The sequence below is a fragment of the Lentzea albida genome (genome assembly GCF_900111005.1).
Lineage (GTDB): Bacteria > Actinomycetota > Actinomycetes > Mycobacteriales > Pseudonocardiaceae > Lentzea > Lentzea albida.
The window spans coordinates 21,289-37,437 of sequence record NZ_FOFV01000011.1 but is presented as its reverse complement, the minus strand read 5'-3'; the positions used below and the strand labels follow the sequence as shown (position 1 = coordinate 37,437).

Annotated in this window: 20 protein-coding genes; 13 read left to right on the top strand and 7 right to left on the bottom strand. The window is 72.3% G+C overall.

The window, feature by feature from the left end:
• The first annotated feature begins 47 nt into the window (after positions 1–47).
• From BMY74_RS25545 to BMY74_RS25520, 6 genes are all read left to right on the top strand, one after another.
• Positions 48–386: a spore germination protein GerW family protein gene (locus tag BMY74_RS25545; protein ID WP_089920881.1), complete on the top strand. Its 339-nt coding sequence runs from the start codon at positions 48–50 to the stop codon at positions 384–386.
• On the top strand, positions 383–706 hold the full coding sequence (locus BMY74_RS25540) for a hypothetical protein (protein WP_089920403.1): 324 nt from the start codon (positions 383–385) through the stop codon (positions 704–706). The genes BMY74_RS25545 and BMY74_RS25540 overlap by 4 nt, the downstream gene beginning before the upstream one ends.
• 101 nt (positions 707–807) lie before the next feature.
• Positions 808–1,260 (top strand): universal stress protein, encoded by a 453-nt coding sequence (locus tag BMY74_RS25535; RefSeq protein ID WP_089920401.1) that lies wholly within the window; start codon positions 808–810, stop codon positions 1,258–1,260.
• Complete coding sequence (locus tag BMY74_RS25530) at positions 1,217–2,140, top strand: ABC transporter ATP-binding protein (protein WP_089920399.1); 924 nt, start codon at positions 1,217–1,219, stop codon at positions 2,138–2,140. The genes BMY74_RS25535 and BMY74_RS25530 overlap by 44 nt, the downstream gene beginning before the upstream one ends.
• 4 nt (positions 2,141–2,144) lie before the next feature.
• Complete coding sequence (locus BMY74_RS25525) at positions 2,145–3,314, top strand: ABC transporter permease (RefSeq protein ID WP_089920397.1); 1,170 nt, start codon at positions 2,145–2,147, stop codon at positions 3,312–3,314.
• Complete coding sequence (locus BMY74_RS25520) at positions 3,311–4,408, top strand: ABC transporter permease (protein WP_089920395.1); 1,098 nt, start codon at positions 3,311–3,313, stop codon at positions 4,406–4,408. Before BMY74_RS25525 ends, BMY74_RS25520 begins: the two co-directional genes overlap by 4 nt.
• Here BMY74_RS25520 and BMY74_RS25515 read toward each other — a convergent pair.
• Positions 4,365–5,675 carry a wax ester/triacylglycerol synthase family O-acyltransferase gene (locus tag BMY74_RS25515; RefSeq protein ID WP_089920393.1) on the bottom strand — a complete coding sequence of 437 codons (1,311 nt, stop codon included), beginning with the start codon at positions 5,673–5,675 and terminating at the stop codon, positions 4,365–4,367. The two genes, BMY74_RS25520 and BMY74_RS25515, sit on opposite strands and share 44 nt — an antisense overlap.
• Before the next feature lie 150 nt (positions 5,676–5,825).
• On the opposite strand from BMY74_RS25515, the gene BMY74_RS25510 reads away from it, so the two are divergent.
• Positions 5,826–6,347, top strand: coding sequence for a hypothetical protein (locus tag BMY74_RS25510; RefSeq protein ID WP_089920391.1), 522 nt, complete (start codon positions 5,826–5,828; stop codon positions 6,345–6,347).
• A gap of 132 nt (positions 6,348–6,479) precedes the next feature.
• On the opposite strand, the gene BMY74_RS25505 is transcribed toward BMY74_RS25510, so the two are convergent.
• Together BMY74_RS25505 and BMY74_RS25500 are read right to left on the bottom strand one after the other, a co-directional pair.
• Positions 6,480–7,604, bottom strand: coding sequence for a Gmad2 immunoglobulin-like domain-containing protein (locus BMY74_RS25505; protein WP_143091701.1), 1,125 nt, complete (start codon positions 7,602–7,604; stop codon positions 6,480–6,482).
• 1 nt (position 7,605) lies between these two features.
• Positions 7,606–7,857 (bottom strand): hypothetical protein, encoded by a 252-nt coding sequence (locus tag BMY74_RS25500; protein ID WP_089920387.1) that lies wholly within the window; start codon positions 7,855–7,857, stop codon positions 7,606–7,608.
• Positions 7,858–8,019: 162 nt separating this feature from the next.
• On the opposite strand from BMY74_RS25500, the gene BMY74_RS25495 reads away from it, so the two are divergent.
• From BMY74_RS25495 to BMY74_RS25475, 5 genes are all read left to right on the top strand, one after another.
• Positions 8,020–9,171, top strand: a complete 1,152-nt coding sequence (locus tag BMY74_RS25495; RefSeq protein WP_089920385.1) for a site-2 protease family protein — start codon at positions 8,020–8,022, stop codon at positions 9,169–9,171.
• Positions 9,168–10,475 carry a phosphoribosyltransferase family protein gene (locus BMY74_RS25490; RefSeq protein WP_089920383.1) on the top strand — a complete coding sequence of 436 codons (1,308 nt, stop codon included), beginning with the start codon at positions 9,168–9,170 and terminating at the stop codon, positions 10,473–10,475. Before BMY74_RS25495 ends, BMY74_RS25490 begins: the two co-directional genes overlap by 4 nt.
• Complete coding sequence (locus BMY74_RS25485) at positions 10,472–11,575, top strand: carboxylate-amine ligase (RefSeq protein ID WP_089920381.1); 1,104 nt, start codon at positions 10,472–10,474, stop codon at positions 11,573–11,575. Before BMY74_RS25490 ends, BMY74_RS25485 begins: the two co-directional genes overlap by 4 nt.
• A 62-nt stretch (positions 11,576–11,637) precedes the next feature.
• Positions 11,638–11,892: a DUF4342 domain-containing protein gene (locus BMY74_RS25480; RefSeq protein WP_089920379.1), complete on the top strand. Its 255-nt coding sequence runs from the start codon at positions 11,638–11,640 to the stop codon at positions 11,890–11,892.
• Complete coding sequence (locus BMY74_RS25475; RefSeq protein WP_089920377.1) at positions 11,889–12,542, top strand: LiaF transmembrane domain-containing protein; 654 nt, start codon at positions 11,889–11,891, stop codon at positions 12,540–12,542. The genes BMY74_RS25480 and BMY74_RS25475 overlap by 4 nt, the downstream gene beginning before the upstream one ends.
• A 246-nt stretch (positions 12,543–12,788) precedes the next feature.
• On the opposite strand, the gene BMY74_RS25470 is transcribed toward BMY74_RS25475, so the two are convergent.
• Positions 12,789–13,298 carry a CBS domain-containing protein gene (locus BMY74_RS25470; RefSeq protein WP_177229913.1) on the bottom strand — a complete coding sequence of 170 codons (510 nt, stop codon included), beginning with the start codon at positions 13,296–13,298 and terminating at the stop codon, positions 12,789–12,791.
• Positions 13,299–13,425: 127 nt separating this feature from the next.
• Between BMY74_RS25470 and BMY74_RS25465 the strand changes: the two genes are divergently transcribed.
• On the top strand, positions 13,426–13,896 hold the full coding sequence (locus BMY74_RS25465; RefSeq protein WP_089920373.1) for a GyrI-like domain-containing protein: 471 nt from the start codon (positions 13,426–13,428) through the stop codon (positions 13,894–13,896).
• Here BMY74_RS25465 and BMY74_RS25460 read toward each other — a convergent pair.
• Genes BMY74_RS25460 through BMY74_RS25450 form a run of 3 tightly spaced genes read right to left on the bottom strand, consistent with a single transcriptional unit; the run spans position 13,857 to position 16,121 of the window.
• Positions 13,857–15,239, bottom strand: coding sequence for a DUF4389 domain-containing protein (locus BMY74_RS25460; protein WP_089920879.1), 1,383 nt, complete (start codon positions 15,237–15,239; stop codon positions 13,857–13,859). The two genes, BMY74_RS25465 and BMY74_RS25460, sit on opposite strands and share 40 nt — an antisense overlap.
• Positions 15,240–15,249: 10 nt before the next feature.
• Complete coding sequence (locus BMY74_RS25455) at positions 15,250–15,702, bottom strand: universal stress protein (protein WP_089920371.1); 453 nt, start codon at positions 15,700–15,702, stop codon at positions 15,250–15,252.
• Positions 15,699–16,121: an OsmC family protein gene (locus tag BMY74_RS25450; protein WP_089920369.1), complete on the bottom strand. Its 423-nt coding sequence runs from the start codon at positions 16,119–16,121 to the stop codon at positions 15,699–15,701. Before BMY74_RS25450 ends, BMY74_RS25455 begins: the two co-directional genes overlap by 4 nt.
• Positions 16,122–16,149 lie beyond the last annotated feature (28 nt).

Sequence of the window (16,149 nt, the reverse complement as noted above, 5' to 3'; positions counted from 1 at the left end):
GGTCCGGTTCGAGGCTGGCGGGAGGAACACGACCTCAGGGAGTGGTGATGAAGCTCGACGAACTCATGACGAGGACGAAGGACTCGCTCGAGGCGAAGCGCGTCTACGCCGAGCCCTACGAGAAGGACGGGATCACTGTGATCGCGGCCGCCACCATCGCCGGTGGCTCCGGCGGGGGAACGGGCCGCGACGACAAGGGTCAGGAGGGCGAGGGCGGCGGTTTCGGGCTGAACGCCAAACCCACCGGCGCCTACGTGATCACCGGCGGCCAGGTCCGCTGGGTCCCGGCGGTCGACCTGAACCGGCTGGTCGCCACGGCCGGCGCGGTCGCCATCGCCGCCCTCTTCGTGGCGCTGCGCATCATCAGGGCGAAGGCCTCGCAATGAGGAGCACGCGGCTGTGGCTTCTCCTCGCCACCGTGCTGCTGGTGGTCACGGCGTGCGCGGCCGGTCCGAACACCGCGTCCGCTGTGGACGGTGTGCAGCTCGCCGGGTTCTGGAAGGGCGTGTGGCAGGGTTTCATCTACCCCGTCACGTTCTTCATCTCGCTCTTCACCGACGACGTGAGCATCTACGAGGTCCGCAACAACGGCAACTGGTACGACTTCGGCTTCGTCGTCGGGATCGGGCTGGTGCACACGGTCTTCGGCTCGCACCGGCACGTCTCGAACCGGCGGAAGAAGGCCTCCGCCGGTTCGGCGTCCTGAGTGGACGGTGCTTTCCTCACCCGTGCCAGGGACGAAAGACCCTGCGGCACGACCCGCTGAACCGGGCACGCTGGGTGACACACCCACCAGAGGAGCTGCTCATGAACTCCCCGTCCCGCATCGTCGTCGGCGTCGACGGATCGCCTTCCGCCAGGAACGCACTGGCCTGGGCGGTCGAGGAGGCCAGGCGGACCGGCGCGTCCGTGCTGGCGGTGTCCGTGTGTCAGCTGAGCAGTTCCGCCAGTCCGTTCGGCGACGCGCACCGCCACGAGCTCGCGGCGGCGATCGAGGCCCTCGGTGACTCCGCGAGCGGTGTGCACGTCGACCAGGAGGTGCCGCACGGCCAGGCGGGACCGGTGCTCGTCGAGCGTTCGGCGGACGCGGACCTCCTGGTCGTCGGCGATCACGGCTACCACCGGGCGGGCGTGCTGGTGATGAGCTCGGTCACGAGTTTCTGCCTGCGCCACGCCCGGTGTCCCGTGGTCGTCGTGCCGCTGGAAGGAGCACACCATGGCGGTCCTCTCATGCTCCGGCCTGAAACGCCGGTTCGGTGACGTGCCGGCCGTGGACGACGTGTCGTTCACGATCGCGGAAGGTGAGACCTACGGCCTGCTCGGTCCCAACGGCGCCGGCAAGACGACCACGATCTCGATGGTCACCGGTGTGCTGGAACGCGACGCGGGCGAGGTCGTCGTGGAGGGGATCGCCATGTCGACCCGCGCCACCGCCGCGAAGCGGCTCGTCGGGTACGTGCCACAGGAGCTCGCGCTGTACCCCGACCTGACCGGCCGGGAGAACCTCCGCTTCTTCGCGAGCCTCTACGGCGCCGGGCGGAAGCGGGTGGACCACGTCCTCGACGTGGTCGGGCTCGCCGAACGCGCCGACGACCTCGCCCGCGAGTACTCCGGCGGGATGAAGCGACGCCTCAACGTGGCGATCGGCCTTCTGCACGAACCCCGGTTGCTCGTGCTGGACGAGCCCACCGCCGGGGTCGATCCGCAGAGCCGCAACCAGATCATCGAGAACGTGCGCGCCCTCGCCGCCCAGGGCGTGGCGATCCTCTACACCACGCACTACATGGAGGAAGCCGAGAGGTTGTGCGACCGCGTCGGCATCATCGACTCCGGCCGCCTCGTCGCCGAAGGCGCCCGCCGCGAGCTCGTGGAGCGGCTGGGCGAACGCGACAGGATCTCGTTGCGGCTGGACGGCGACCTGGCGCACGCCACGTCCGCTCTCGGCGCGATGCGCGACGTCCAGGCGGTCGCGGCGCACGGGACAGGTCTGGAACTCGTGGTCGGCGATGCGAGCGAGTGCCTGCCGGCCGTGCTGTCGGCGATCTCCGCCGCCGGCAACGTCGTGCGGTCGGTCGAGGTGACCGAACCCGACCTGGAGACCGTTTTCCTGCACCTCACCGGCAAAGCGCTGCGGGAGTGAGTCCATGCGCCACGCACTGCTGATCGCCGCGCGCGACCTGCGCGAGCGGGCCCGCGACCGCACCCTCCACGTGCTCGCGATCGTGCTCCCGCTCGGTCTCGCCGGGATCTTCACGCTCATCCTCGGCGACATCAGCGGGGACAGCCCGATGTTCACCTTCGCCGTCGCCGACTCGGACGGAGGAGTCGTCGCGACGACCTTCACCGGAGAGGTCCTGGAACGGGCAGCGGCCTCGGGCGCGATCCGGTTGCGCACCGCGGCGTCGGAGCAGGAGGCCAGGACGCTGGTCGGCGACGGAACGGCCACCGCGGCGTTCCTGCTGCCCGAGGGGCTGACCGAGGCCGTCCGGACCGGTGGCGCCGCACGGATCGAGGTCGTCGGCAACGTCGACGCGCCGACCGGCACCGACATCGCCCGATCGCTCGCGCAGGCTTACGCGGACCGGCTCCTCGCGATCCGCACGGCGGTGGCCGCGACCGTCCGTTCGGGCGTGCCGACGCCCCCCGCGGAACTCGCGTCGGCGGCGGCGGCCGCGTTGCCGCAGGCGGCCGTCGTGGAGGACACGACCGGACGCCGTCAGCTCGACGCGAAGACGCAGTACGCGGCGGGCATGGCCGTCTTCTTCCTGTTCTTCGCCGTGCAACCGGGCGTCACGGGCCTGCTGGACGAACGCCGCGACGGCACGCTGGCCCGCCTGCTCGCGGCGCCCGTGCGGCGGACGTCGATCCTGGCCGGCAAGCTGCTGACCGGTGTGGTCGTCGGGCTGGTGAGCACGGCGTTGCTGGTCGTGGCCAGTTCGGTGCTGATGGGTGCGCGGTGGGGCCACCCGGCCGGTGTCGCGCTGCTGGTGGTGGCGGGTGTGCTCGCCGCGACCGGCGCGATGGCCGTGGTCGCGGCGATCGCGAGGACCTCGGAGCAGGCGGGCGGCTGGCAGGCCATCACGGCGATCGTCCTCGGGGCGCTGGGAGGAGCGTTCTTCCCGGTGTCGCAGGCGGGCGGGGTGCTGGACGCGATCAGCCTCGTCTCACCTCACCGCTGGTTCCTGCGGGGACTCGCCGACCTCGCCGGTGGTGACGTCGCGGCGGTGCTGCCCCCGGTCGCCGTCCTGTCGTTCTTCGCGGCCCTGACGGGCGGGCTCGCACTCCTGCTCTTCCGGAAGGTCGTGCGACCGTGAAGGTGCTGTCGATCGGCTGGACCAGCGTGCGCCGCGCGATGCGCGACCGCACAGGCCTCTTCTTCGTCGTGGCCCTGCCGCTGATGCTGGTCTTCATCATCGGTGCGGCGTTCGGCGGCGCGACGACGCCGGTGGTCGGCGTGGTGGGCGGCGCCGGTGCGCTGAGCGCCGAACCCGCGGTCCGCGTGCGCCACTTCCCGGACGAACCCGCGTTGCGCACGGCGGTGGAGCGCGGTGAGATCAGCGCCGGACTGGTGCGGGCCGGCGGCGCGACGCCGCGGCTCCTCCTCCGCGCCGATCGAACCGGTCAGCAGCTCAGGATGCTCGTGACCACCTCGCTGACCCGCGAGGCGAACCGCGTCGCGGCAGCCGGTTTCGTGGCGGAGCGGACCGGCACGGACCGTGACGCCGCACTGTCCGTTGTGGACTCGACGCGGGTGGAACCGGTCGAGGTGCGGGCCGGCACCACCGGCGAGGCGCTCTTCCCCCAGGGGTACTCGGGCTTCGACCTCGGCGCGGCGAACCAGCTGATCGTCTTCACCTTCCTGAACTCCCTGACGACCGCCGCGTTCCTCGTCGAGACGCGGTCGCTGGGCGTCACCCGCCGCATGCTCGCCACTCCCACCCCCTCGTCGGTCATCGTGGCCGGCGAGGCGTTCGGGCGGGTGTCGATCGCTCTGCTGCAGGGCCTGGTCGTGCTCGTGGGCTCCGCGTTGCTGTTCGGTGTCCGCTGGGGAGATCCCTGGGCGGCGGCGGCCCTGCTGTGCGCGTTCGCGCTCGTCTCCGGAGCCGCCGGCCTGCTCCTCGGGGCCGTCTGCCGCACGCAGCAGCAGACCGCGGGCGCCGGCATCCTGCTCGGCCTGGGCCTCGCCGCGTTCGGCGGGTGCATGGTGCCGCTCGAGTTCTTCGGTCCCACGCTGCGAAAAGTGGCGTTCGCGACTCCGCACGGCTGGGCCAATGACGGGTTCTCCGTGCTGAGCAGGCACGGCGGCGACGTGGTCGCCGTCGCACCGCACCTGGGTGTGCTGCTCGGGTTCGCGGCCGTGCTGTTCAGCCTGGGCGCCTGGCGGCTGCGTCGCGCCGTGACGCGGTGAGCAGCTCGGCGATCGCCCTGTCCAGGGCCTCGGCCAGCACGTCGACGTCCGCGGTGCTGTCGCGGTCGGCGGTGATGCCCACCGCGACTCTGTCGGTGTAGGACAGCACGGCGATCCCGGTCCGGATGCGGATCGCGATCGGCACGTACGGCAGGATCTCGACGATCGCGCGCCCCAGCACCCTCAGCGGCCTGCGCGGGCCCGGCACGTTCGTGGTCACCGTGACGATGCTGCGCTGCGGCATCATGCCGCCGAGCCGCACGCTCCAGGCCAGCGGCGCGAACGGCTCGTGCCGCGCCAGCTGAGCCAGGGTCTGGCCGGACTCGGCCTGGTGCCCGCCCTTCGCCTCCGTGAAGCGCTGGTGCACCAGGTCCAGCGCGTCCACCGCGTGGTCCGCCTCGACCGGGAGGAACGCGAGCCGCAGGCTCACCTGGTTGTCCAGCCTCCGGTCGCCGCGCACGGACACCGGCACCATGGCCCGGACGCTGTGCGGCGACGGCTCTTCACCGCGCTCCAGCAGCAGCGCCCGGTACGCCTGGGAGATCGCGGCCAGCACGACGTCGTTCACCGTGACGCCGAAAGACCGGCCGATCTCCTTCACCTCGGGCAACGAGGCCCGCACGACGCGGTACAGCCGCGGTGAGCCGATCTGCCCGAAGAGCGACGTCGCCCGCACCGGCAGCAACGACCACACCAGCGAGAGCATCCCGCCGAGGAGGTCGAGCGGCGCGCGAACCACGCTGGCCAGCAACGACATCAGGCTCTCCGGGCGCGCGGCGCCCGGAGGCTCCGGCGCAGGGGCGTCGCCGTACATCACGTCGTACAGCATGGTGCCGCTCACGCCGTCCGCCATGCAGTGGTGCACCTTGGCCAGGATCGCCCAACGCCCGTCCGCCAGGCCCTCCACGACCCAGTACTCCCACAGGGGTCGATCGCGGTCGAGCCGTTGCCCCATGACCCGCGCGACGAGCGCGCACAGCTCCGCGTCGCCGCCCGGTGCGGGCAGGGCCGTGCGCCGCACGTGGTAGTCGAGGTCGAACGACGGGTCGTCCTCCCACACCGGCGTGGCGAGGTCCAACGGCCGGCGAACGAGTTTCTGCCGTGCACGCGGCAGCACGGGAAGTTTCGAGCGCATCAGCCCGAGGAACTCGTCGTGACCCGGCGCCGGACCTTCGACGACGGCGACCGAGGCGATCGCGAGCGAGGCGTGCGGGTCGGCGTCCTCGACTTCCAGGAACGCGGCGTCCAACGGGCTGAGTCGGTCCATGCGTCGAGTCCAGCACCGGCGGTCTCGGTTGCCCAGCGCCCGGCGGCCCGCTTCACCGGAGCCTTTCGACCCCGCTTCGGCAGGACCTCGACGTTCACCCTGAGGACAACGCACTGCGGCGTTCCGCGTCAACGGGAGTGAGGTGAGCACGTGCCGCAGCCCGACGGGCGCGAACGCCCCGAACACCCGCTCCCGGCGCTCACCACCGCCGAGCAGCGAGATCACCGCGAGGTCCGGCAACCGGCCGTCCTGGAGGAGAAGACCTCAACGCCAGCGCAGGCACCGCCCGGACCGGCACGACGGACGCGGTCCGGCAGCGGTGGCGAACGCCTCAGCAGGTCCGGCATCTGCTGGTTCCCGCAGTCGGGCTCGTGCTCCCGTGGGTCGTGCTCGGGCGGTGGACGTGCGCGGTTCAGCTACGACCTGCCGTGGATCGGCTGGGTGACCGTGCTCGTCGTCTGGTGGCTCGCCCACCAGGCCGGCTTCTTCCACCACCGGGTGACCCGCCGCAGCGGGTGGGTGTTGCTCCTCTGCCGGCCGGCCGCGCTCGTGTTCTCCGGACTCCACCTCGCTTCCGTGATCGGTGTGCCCGGTGACCGGCTGTCCGACGCCGGCCCGCCGACGTTCGTCGTCGTGGCGCTGCTGGTGTTCCAGATCGGTTCGCCGTCGTGACCCGCCCGGTGGTCGGCACCGGAATGGCGCCGGCTCGCGTCGTCACGCCTCTGCTGTCACACCGCCAGAGATCGTCCACTTCGGACTGCGAAAGCTCATCAGGGGTGGCGGAGGTCCCTGACGCCGCGCGGTTCAGCTCTGCACGGTCGCCGACGGCTCCGGCACGCCCGCGAACCTCACCGGCACCGCCGTGGTCAGGACGATGTCGCCGTTCGCGGCGGACTCCTCCTGGAACAGGACCCAGCCGTCACCGCCGTTCGGCTGCGCGAAACCGATCCGGCCGCTGAACGGACGCGGCACATCACCCCCGCCGGTGACGAACCCGCGACCGATCTCCACCGCGCCCTTGCCGGTGAGCACCCGGACCGACACGGTTCCCTCGAACACGTGCGCCTTGCCGCTCACAGCTACCGGGGAGCGGACCACGTCACCGCCCTTGGGCGCGTCGACCTGGATCGCCTCCGCACGGGTGCCGGTCACCACCCATCGGTCGCCCGACCGCTGCAACGACACAACGGTCGGCAAGGTAGTGACCGGTCTGGTGTCGTCGTCCGGGTGCGCGGGGTAGCACGTGAGTTCCGCCTGGCCGTTGCCGGTGCGGCGGAACGGGCCGCCGAACACCACCCCCATGCCGGCGACCTGGACCAGGAACAGCCTCGCCTGTGCCACCGCGTCCGCCTCGTCGCCCAGTCCGGGGGCGGGCAGCTGCAGCCAGTGGTAGAACGCCGGCACGTCTCCGCCGAAGGAGTACACAGTGGACTTGACGGTGGGGAACTGCTTCAGCGTGGTGTCGAGCTCGGCGAGCAGAGCCGCGGAGCCGAAGCTGGAGCTCGCGTTGGGGACGGCGGCGCGGAAGTCCTGGAAGTCCGCGTAGGCGACACCGTCCGCGACCCGGACGCTCCGGAGGCTCCGTGCCGTCCCCGGTCCGAACATCGACCAGTGCCCGGTGCCCCGTTCGGCCTCGGTCGGGCCCGGCAGCAGCGCGTTCAGCGCCGCCGTGGCGACGGCCGCCGTCTTCGGCACCGAGCGCGGTACCGCGACCACCTCGCGCGGATCACCCGGTGCGCCGCGGTGGAAGTAGACGACCAGGTTCGTGGTCTCCCGGCTCGGCGAGGAAGGCGCCGGCGTCGCGGTGGTGGAGGTCGGGGCGGCGGGCTCGCTCCTGTCGCGCCGCGTCGTGATCACCACGGCCACGAGGGCCGCGACCACGAGAACGGCCGCGGTGGCCGCGATGACGATCCGGGTCCGGCGTGTCACGTCACGCCGCCGCGAACGACCGCAGAACGCGGACACCGGAGGTGGTGAGGACGGCAGGCGCGGACGCGCCGGCGGCCGCCTGCCGCGCCGGGCGGAAGAGTCCGCCGGAGAACAGCTCGACCGTGGCGGTGAAGTCGCACCACAGACCGTCGACGCTCAGGCTGGGGGTGCGCCCGCACACCAGCTCGCCACGTCCGTCAGCGATCGCCTGCAGCATCGCCCGGTGCCTCGCCGTGTAGCCGTTGATGGTCATGTCGCTCCCCTTCCTCCGCGTTTCCGGCGACTGAGCCGAGCCTGCCCTTCACCGCGGGCGTGACGCAGAACACAAGGTGGGTATCGGCGAGGGACCATTGCCGTGCGCGCGACGGACCTCGGGCCCTGCTCCCGCGACCCGCGGGGTCGGGACGCTGAGGTCATGAGAACCGGACTGCCCTCGGTGCCGCTGGGGCGCGTGCGCGGGATCGGCGTGGGCGCCCACTGGTCGACGATCGTCGCGGTGCTGGTGATGGCGCAGGTCGTCGCGGTCTCCGTGCTGCCCCGGGCGGCACCGGGACACCCGGCCTCCGCCTACTGGGTCGCGGGTGTGCTGGCCTCGCTCGCGTTCATGCTGTCGCTGCTGGCCCACGAGCTCGCGCACGCGCTGACCGCGCAACGCTTCGACATCACCGTGACGCGCATCGACCTGTGGCTGCTCGGCGGCGTGTCCCGGTTGTCCTCGCCCCCGCGTGCACCGCGCGCCGAGTTCCTGATCGCCGTCGCGGGTCCGGCCACCAGCGTGGTCGTCGGGGTGCTGGCCGGTGCCGCGGGCACCGTCCTCGCCGCGTGGGGCGCCCCCGCCCTGGTCGTCTCGCCCGTGCTGTGGCTGGCCGTCACCAACGGCGTCCTGGCCGTGTTCAACCTGGTGCCCGCGGCGCCGCTGGACGGCGGGCGGGTGCTCGCCGCCGCGGTGTGGTGGCGCACGGGTGACGAGCGCCGCGGCACCGCGGTGGCGGCCGTGGCGGGCAAGGCCTTCGGACTGGTGCTCGCCGCGGCCGGTCTCGCGCAGGTGTTCGCCGGCGCGGTGTCCGGCCTCTGGCTGGTGCTGCTCGGCGCCTACCTGGTGGTCAGCGGAGCGGCGGAGCAGTCCGCCGGCGAGGTTCGGCACCGCCTCGGTGGTCTGCTGGTGCGCGACGTCATGACGGCGGATCCGATGATCGCGCCGGGGTGGTGGACCGTGCGGGGCTTCCTGCGCGGTCTCGTCTCCGGGCCGCACCGGCGGGTCTTCCCCGTCGTGTCGTTCGACGGAACGGTCCTCGGCGTGGTCAGCCTCGCGGAGCTCGCGCGAGTGGACGACCCGCTCACCACGCGGATCTCGGACGCGTGCAGGGCACTGCCGGACGTACCGGTCGCCTCCCCGGAGGAGCCGCTGGTCGACCTGCTCGCCCGGACACCGCTCGGGCGGGGTCGCGACGTCGTGCTGGTGCTGCGCGGCCCGAACCTCGCCGGCGTCGTGGGACCCGAGGACGTGGCCTGGGCGCTGGAGCTGTCCCGGAGCGTGCCGATCGAACACCACGAGGTGACGTCATGAGGTTCACCGACCGCAGCCAGGCGGGCCGCCTGCTCGGTGGCCGGCTCGACCACCTCCGCGACCAGAACGCCGTCGTGCTCGCGGTACCGCGCGGCGGTGTCCCGGTCGCGGTGGAGGTGGCGATCGCCCTCGAAGCTCCGCTGGACGTCGTCGTCGTCCGCAAGCTGGGGCTGCCGTTCCAGCCCGACGTGGCCGCCGGCGCCATCGCTGAAGGCGGGGTGCGGGTGCTCGACCAGCGCGTGTCGCGGCTGTCCGGCCTGACCAGGTCCGAGCTCGCCGCCGTCGAACACGACCAGCGCCGGGAGCTGCTGCGCCGGCTCCGCCGCTTCCGCCGACTCCGCCCGGCGCCCTTGAAAGGACGCGTCGCGGTCATCGTCGACGACGGTGTCGCCACTGGCGCGTCGGCGCGCGCAGCCTGCCGGGTCGCCCGTGCCCACGGGGCGGCGCGGGTGGTCCTCGCGACACCGGTGTGCCCGGCGGACGTGGTCGGTCTCCTGCTTCAGGACGCCGACGAGGTCGTGGCGCTCACGACGCCTCCGGACTTCGACGCGGTCGGCCGGCACTACGACGACTTCCGCCAGGTCGGCGACGCGGAGATCGTCCACGCCCTCACCCCGGCCGCCGAGGGACCTCCTCCCCGGCGGCGCGTGACCCGGCAACGCTCGATCGAGATACCCGTCGGCAGGATCCGGCTCCAGGCGGACCTGGCGGTGCCCCAGCACCCCGTCTCGGTCGTGGTGTTCGCCCAGGCCGGGTCCAGCGCGAGGCACAGTTCGCGCGTCCGGTACCTCGCCGCCGAGCTCAACCGGGCCGGAGTGGCGACGGTGCTGGCGGGCCTGCTGACCCAGGAGGAGGAGCTCGACCGCGCCGCGGTGACCGACGTCACCCTGCTCGGTCACCGGCTGACCGCCGTGACGAGGTGGGCGAGGAGCGAGCCCGGCCACCGATCACTGCCCGTCGGGTGCTTCGGCACGGGGTTCGGAGCGGCTGCGGCTCTGCGGGCGGGAGCGGATCCGCGGGGCGGGCTCGCCGCCGTGCTCGGCCTGAGCGGTCACCTCGACCTCGCCGAGCCGTGGCTCGGTCGTGTCCGGCCACCGACCCTGCTCGTCGTCGGCAGCGGTGACGCGGCCGGCATCGCGGTGCACGAACGCCTGGTTCCACGACTTCGGTGCGAACACCGGTTCGTGGTGGTGCACCGGGCGAACGGGCGGTTCGACGAACCGGAGGCGCTCGACACCGTCTCCCGCCTCGCCCACGACTGGTTCACCGCCCACCTCACCTCGTCCGCACGGCCGAGCGCATGATCGCCGCGCTGTCGATGGGCGTCGAGGAGGAGTACCTGGTCGTCGACGCCGTGACCAGACGCCCGGTCGCCGCGGCCTCCTCGATCCTCGCGGGACTGTCCGAAGAGGACTTCCACCCCGAGTTCTCGGCCACGCAGGCCGAGTTCTCGACGAGGGTGTGCCTTGATCTCGGGTCACTGCGGCGCGAGCTCGACCGAGGCCGCACCTCGCTCGCGCTCGCGGCCCGGCACCACGGCGCACTCCTCGTCGCGAGCGGCACACCCCCGCTGGGCCGGCCCGGCCCACCACCAGTGGCCTCCAACGCCCGTTATCGGCACATGGCGGCGGTGTACGGCGCGCTGGTCGAGGACCAGGGTGTCTGCGGCTGCCACGTGCACGTCGGCGTGCCGGACCCGGACCACGCCATCCGCGCGAGCAACCACATCCGCCCGTGGCTCCCGGCCCTGCTCGTGCTGAGCGCCAACTCACCGTTCTCCGACGGCAGGGACACCCGGCACGCCAGCTGGCGCACGAGCATCTGGTCCCGGTGGCCCGTGTGCGGTGTACCGCCCCGCTTCCACAGCGCCGCCCACTACGAGGACCTCGTCGGACGGCTCGTCGACGCCGGGGTGATCATCGATCCGGAAATGGTCTACTACTACGTTCGCCCGTCACGCCACGCCCCGACCGTCGAGGTGCGGATCGCGGACGTCGCGCCGACGGTGGACGAAGCGCTTCTGCAGGCGGCGCTCACGCGGGCGCTCGTCAGCACCGCCCTGATCTCCTCCGCGGAGGAGCCGGCGCCGGATGCCGTGCTGCGCGCCGCCTGCTCCCGTGCGGCGCTGGCCGGCCTCAAGGGCCGGTGCCTCGATCCCGCGTCCGGCCGGCCCTGCACGGGGTGGGACCTGGTCGACCGGTTGGTGGCGCACGTGCGGCTCGCGCTGCGGGACGCCGGCGACCTCGGCTTCGTCGAACGACGTCTGTCGTGGCTGCGCAGGTGTGGCGGAGGCGCGACGCGACAACGGCGGGTCCTCGGTGAACGGGGCGACCTGGGCGCCGTCGTCGACCACCTCGCCGTCGTGCCGTCGGAGCGGCAGTGGCCGACGGCCCCGCACACATGACCGAAGGACACTGCTCGCGGCACGCGCCGCGGGACATCGTTGTGGGGGAAGGGAGAAACGTCATGACTGTCGAACACGAGGACAAGGTCCGCCTGCGGGGCGAGGCGCTCGCCGAGAAGGTCAGGCAGCTCATCCACGAGGGCAACGTCCGGCGTCTGATCATCAAGAACGACAAGGGGCACACCGTGATGGAGATCCCGGTGACCGCGGGTGTGGTCGCCGCGATCGCCGCGCCCGTCGTCACGGCGATCGGCGCCATCGCCGCGTTCGCGAGCGAGTGGTCGATCGTCGTGGAACGGCAGGGAGAGCAGCCGTGAAACCCGTGCGGCTGTGGGTCGGGCTGGTGCTGCTCGCGCTCGGCGTGTTCGGCATCCTCGACGCGGTCGACGTGCTCGAGTCGGGTGAGGTCATCGCGGCCTGGTGGCCCGTCGCCGTGGTGGTCCTCGGTCTCGTGGCGATGGCCGCGCAGCGCCGCGTGTCCGTCGGCCCCGTCGTGATCGCGGTGCTCGGCCTCGTGCTGCTCGCGAACACGCTCGACTGGACGAGCGGCGACCTGCTGGTGCCGTCGGTGCTCGCGGGCGTCGGGGTCGCCGTGCTCGTCGGCCTGCGCCGGCACCACGGCACCCGCACGCCGTTCGCGCTGTTCGGCGGTGCCAGCACCAAGGACCGCTCGAAGCACCTCCGGCACGCCGACGTGTCGGCCATCTTCGGTGGCGCGACGCTCGACCTGCGCGAGGCGCAGATCGACTCCACCGCCGACATCGAGGCGTTCGCGCTCTTCGGCGGCGTCGACGTCCTGGTCCCGCACGGCTGGCGGGTGTCGGTCGGCGGGCTGCCGTTCATGGGCGGCATCGACGACAAGACGGACAACGACGAGCGCAAGCTGCCCGAGGACGCGCCCCTGCTGACGGTGAACGGCACCGCGCTGTTCGGCGCCGTGGTGGTCTCGAACCAGCCGAAACCGTGACCGCCGCCCCGGGGAGGCGGCGACCGCGCGGATGACGGCGCGGCAGGTGGGGCGCTGTGGTCGCGGCACCGGCGAACACCGGTCCGTCCGCCCGCGTCACCGACCGGCTCGCCGAGGTCGCCGCCCGCCTCGGCGCCGGACGGTACCCGGTGCCGGAGCCGCTTCCCCGTGCCGGCACAGGCCTGGTGTGTCCCTTCAGGACATCACCTGACTCCACCCGCACCGAGCTGCCGGCACGACCTGCCGTCAGCCGCCGTCCGGCTTGCGGGTCAGCCCGGGAACGCGCAGGGCTCCACCACGACGGACCGCACCCCCAGCACGGTCCCACGAACGCGCCCCGACGTTGTCGCACAACAACCTGCTCGCCCTCGCGGCGAGGACCTCGTCCTGGGAGGTGAGCGCCCGCAGCAGGTCCTCCCGGCTCACCACACCGATCACGACGCCGTCGCACACCACCGGCAACGAGCGGTAGTGGTGGCCGAGCAACTGCCGGGCGACCTCGCCCACCGGCGCCTCGGTGTCCACCGCCACCACGAGCGGGGTCATCGCGTCCTCGACCCGCCTCGCCACCCGCCGGGCCCGCAGCTGTTCGCGCACCAGGCCCTCGCCGGACACCAGGCCGACCAGAGCGCCGTCCTCATCGACCACGGGCAGCGCGGCGAAGCCGTGCGCCGCCACAAGAGCCGCGGCCGCCTCGATCCTGGTCCGCCTCGTCACCGTCAGGGCGGGAGAGGACGTCACGTCGAAGGCCCGCACGCGACCACCTCCTCGGCTCCGCGGCCAGCGTCCCGCCTCACCGGGTGTGCCTCCACCGTCGAGTGGCCCTCGTCCCCGAGACGTTCGACTCTGCCCCGCCGCCTGCCCGCGACCGATTCTCGGAGCCATGACGTACGACGTGACGCTGACGGAGCTGGCATCCACGACCACCTGCCACCAACGGGTCCACACCACCGCGGCCGGAATCGCCGGTGCGGTCGGCAGAGGACTGCAGGAGCTGTACGAGTTCGCCGCGGACTGCTCGGCGACGCCGACCGGGCCACCGCAGCTCGCCCTTGCCGGTCCCCTCACCGACGGCGACGTCACGCTCGACCTCTACCTGCCGATCTCGGCCACTCCCGCGGCGCGGGGGCCGATCGACGTCGTGGTCCTGCCGGAAGGCCCGGCGGCGCAGACGTTCCACCACGGCCGCTACGAGGACATCCCGGCCGCGTACGAGGCCGTGTTCGCGTGGATCCGCGAACACGGCCGCCACCAGGCGGGCCCGCCCCGGGAGCTCTACCTCACCGGGCCGGACACCGCGACGAACCCTGCCGACTACCTCACCGAGGTGGTGGTCCCGTTGCGCCGGGACTGACCGGCGGACAACGCGGCCACCAGCATCACGACGAGACCCAGCAGGAGCAGCACGCCTCCGCCGACGAGCAGCCCGATCGACACCGGGCGCAGCGCGGGCACCTCGGCCTGCGCGGAGAGCCGGGTGTCCACGACCCGCGAGCGGTCGGCGTTCAGCACCACCGCGCTCCAGCTGCCCTGCTCCGCCCGCCAGGTCACCTGTCCCGTGCCGGACGACGCCCAGAACGTCTGGACCGCCGGGTCCGCGGGTGCGCCACCACCGCGGTGCCGGTACGTCGCCGCCGGCCCGGTCGTGGTCACCTCGTCGTGCTCCACACCCGACAGGTAGCGGTTGACGTCGTCGGTCCTGCCGATGCCGATGAACACGTCGTCGTCGGCCCTGAGCCGCACCTCACCGAGCCAGCCGTCCGCGAGCGCCCAGTCCGCGTCGGTCCAGCGCAGCTCGAGCGTGCCGAACTCCAGCGCGTACCCCTCACCGCGGAACGACTCCCGGCCGGTGCTGAGGAAGCCGGCCTGGTCGCGCTGCGTCGAATCCGCCCACAGGCCGAACCCACCGGCGCCGGCGACAGCGCCACCGGTCAGCAGCAACAGCGCCCCGATCACGACCGCGATGACGCGTCCCGCTGACCAGCCGCGGTGCCCGGGATCGGGCGGTGGTGACTGTTCGATCGTCGTCGCGCCCGGTTCGTCACCGCCGGAGTCGAACCTGAACGGCGGATAGGTGTCGGTCATCAGCCCGGCGTACGCCGCCACGCGCAGCGCCCACCGGTCCATGCCGAGCACGAAGTCGAACAGCCCCTTGGGGTACCGGCCGGTGAACAGCAGGGCCACGCCGGCGAACAGGGCCATCAGTCCGACGAGTCCCCCGCCGGAGTTGTAGATGATCTGCCCGGTCTGGTAGGCGATGTAGCTGCCCCCGCTGACGAAGACCCCGACGACGAGGTAGTGCGGGATCGCGAGCAACCACCACTTCACCAGCACCAGGCCGCGCGACAGGTGCTCGGGGTACTCGATGTCGAGCGTGGCCGGGTAGCCGGGCTCGGGTCCCAGGCTGAACGGCGGGTAGCGGTCGGTCGCGAGGGCGCCGTAGGTGTAGTACGCGACGCGCCAGGACCAGCGCAGCACCCCGACGTTGAAGTCGAACAGCACCCGCGGATAGCGGCCGGTGAACAGGATCGCGAAGAACGCGACGAGGCTGAACACGGCGAACCCGAGCCACAGGAAGGCGAGCACCAGGTAGTGCGGGATCGCGAGGAACCACTTCACCAGCCACAACCACCGGCTCAGGCCGGGGTCGAGCCGGGCGTGCACGTGCACCGGATAGCCGGTCGCCGCCGTGGTCATCGTCATCACCTCACGTCTCGTCGCTCGCCGAGTGCTCGTTCACCGGGATCACGACCACCGGCACGGACGAGTGCCGCACGCAGTGCATGCTGGTCGACCCCAGCACGATCTGGCGCAACCGGTGCCCGGTGTGCGAGGCGACCACCAGCAGCGCCGCGCCCTTCGACGCCTCCTCCAGCACCTCGGCCGCGTCACCGCGCAGGCTGCGCGGTTCGACCACCGGCCGGTCCACCCGTCCGGACAACGCCTTCTCCACCGCACCGGCCACGAGCGCTTCGGACTCGCGCAAGCGCTTCTGAGCACTCGTCTCGTCCCAGTCGACCAGAGGCTCGAAGTTCCACGCGTTCACCACGTGCAGCGGACGCTTGCGGTAGGTCGCCTCGTCCACCGCCCAGCGCAACGCCTGGTCGGATGCGGGCGTTCCGTCGACACCGACGACGATCGGCGCGTTCTCGGTGCTCATGGCAACTCCTCTTCGACACGGATCTGGATCTCCGGCGGATGCCGGAGCGTGTTGTGGACGGTGCAGTGGTTGGCGACCGCCTGCAGCGCGGCTTGCTGCGGTGCGGTGAGCGAGGTGTCGACGTGCACGGTGAGGTGGATCCTGGCCACCCTCGCGGGCCGGTCGATCGCCATCGCGTACTCGGCCTTCACGACGTGGCCTTTTCGCGAGAGTCCATGGCGGCGCAGGAACGTGCCGGTGTAGTGAGCGACGCACGTCGCGAGGGACGCCACGAACAGTTCGACCGGTGACAACGCCCGGTCGCTGTCAGGCTGGTCGGTGTGCAGTTCGTGGTCTCGCAGCCGGATGACGAACTCGTCGTCGCGGACGTGCCGGACTACCAGCCGGTGCAGCACGGGCTGGCGGTGAGCTGGTGTCATGACTCGGTCCTCCGCTGGTGAACGGATC

What these genes read in the sequence shown, in the direction of transcription:
- BMY74_RS25450 (WP_089920369.1), bottom strand. Translation starts at nt 16,121, where the DNA reads ATGACACCAGCTCACCGCCAGCCCGTGCTGCACCGGCTGGTAGTCCGG.
- BMY74_RS25455 (WP_089920371.1), bottom strand. Translation starts at nt 15,702, where the DNA reads ATGAGCACCGAGAACGCGCCGATCGTCGTCGGTGTCGACGGAACGCCC.
- BMY74_RS25525 (WP_089920397.1), top strand. Translation starts at nt 2,145, where the DNA reads ATGCGCCACGCACTGCTGATCGCCGCGCGCGACCTGCGCGAGCGGGCC.
- BMY74_RS25490 (WP_089920383.1), top strand. Translation starts at nt 9,168, where the DNA reads ATGAGGTTCACCGACCGCAGCCAGGCGGGCCGCCTGCTCGGTGGCCGG.
- BMY74_RS25545 (WP_089920881.1), top strand. Translation starts at nt 48, where the DNA reads ATGAAGCTCGACGAACTCATGACGAGGACGAAGGACTCGCTCGAGGCG.
- BMY74_RS25530 (WP_089920399.1), top strand. Translation starts at nt 1,217, where the DNA reads ATGGCGGTCCTCTCATGCTCCGGCCTGAAACGCCGGTTCGGTGACGTG.
- BMY74_RS25540 (WP_089920403.1), top strand. Translation starts at nt 383, where the DNA reads ATGAGGAGCACGCGGCTGTGGCTTCTCCTCGCCACCGTGCTGCTGGTG.
- BMY74_RS25535 (WP_089920401.1), top strand. Translation starts at nt 808, where the DNA reads ATGAACTCCCCGTCCCGCATCGTCGTCGGCGTCGACGGATCGCCTTCC.
- BMY74_RS25485 (WP_089920381.1), top strand. Translation starts at nt 10,472, where the DNA reads ATGATCGCCGCGCTGTCGATGGGCGTCGAGGAGGAGTACCTGGTCGTC.
- BMY74_RS25515 (WP_089920393.1), bottom strand. Translation starts at nt 5,675, where the DNA reads ATGGACCGACTCAGCCCGTTGGACGCCGCGTTCCTGGAAGTCGAGGAC.
- BMY74_RS25480 (WP_089920379.1), top strand. Translation starts at nt 11,638, where the DNA reads ATGACTGTCGAACACGAGGACAAGGTCCGCCTGCGGGGCGAGGCGCTC.
- BMY74_RS25495 (WP_089920385.1), top strand. Translation starts at nt 8,020, where the DNA reads ATGAGAACCGGACTGCCCTCGGTGCCGCTGGGGCGCGTGCGCGGGATC.
- BMY74_RS25500 (WP_089920387.1), bottom strand. Translation starts at nt 7,857, where the DNA reads ATGACCATCAACGGCTACACGGCGAGGCACCGGGCGATGCTGCAGGCG.
- BMY74_RS25460 (WP_089920879.1), bottom strand. Translation starts at nt 15,239, where the DNA reads ATGACCACGGCGGCGACCGGCTATCCGGTGCACGTGCACGCCCGGCTC.
- BMY74_RS25465 (WP_089920373.1), top strand. Translation starts at nt 13,426, where the DNA reads ATGACGTACGACGTGACGCTGACGGAGCTGGCATCCACGACCACCTGC.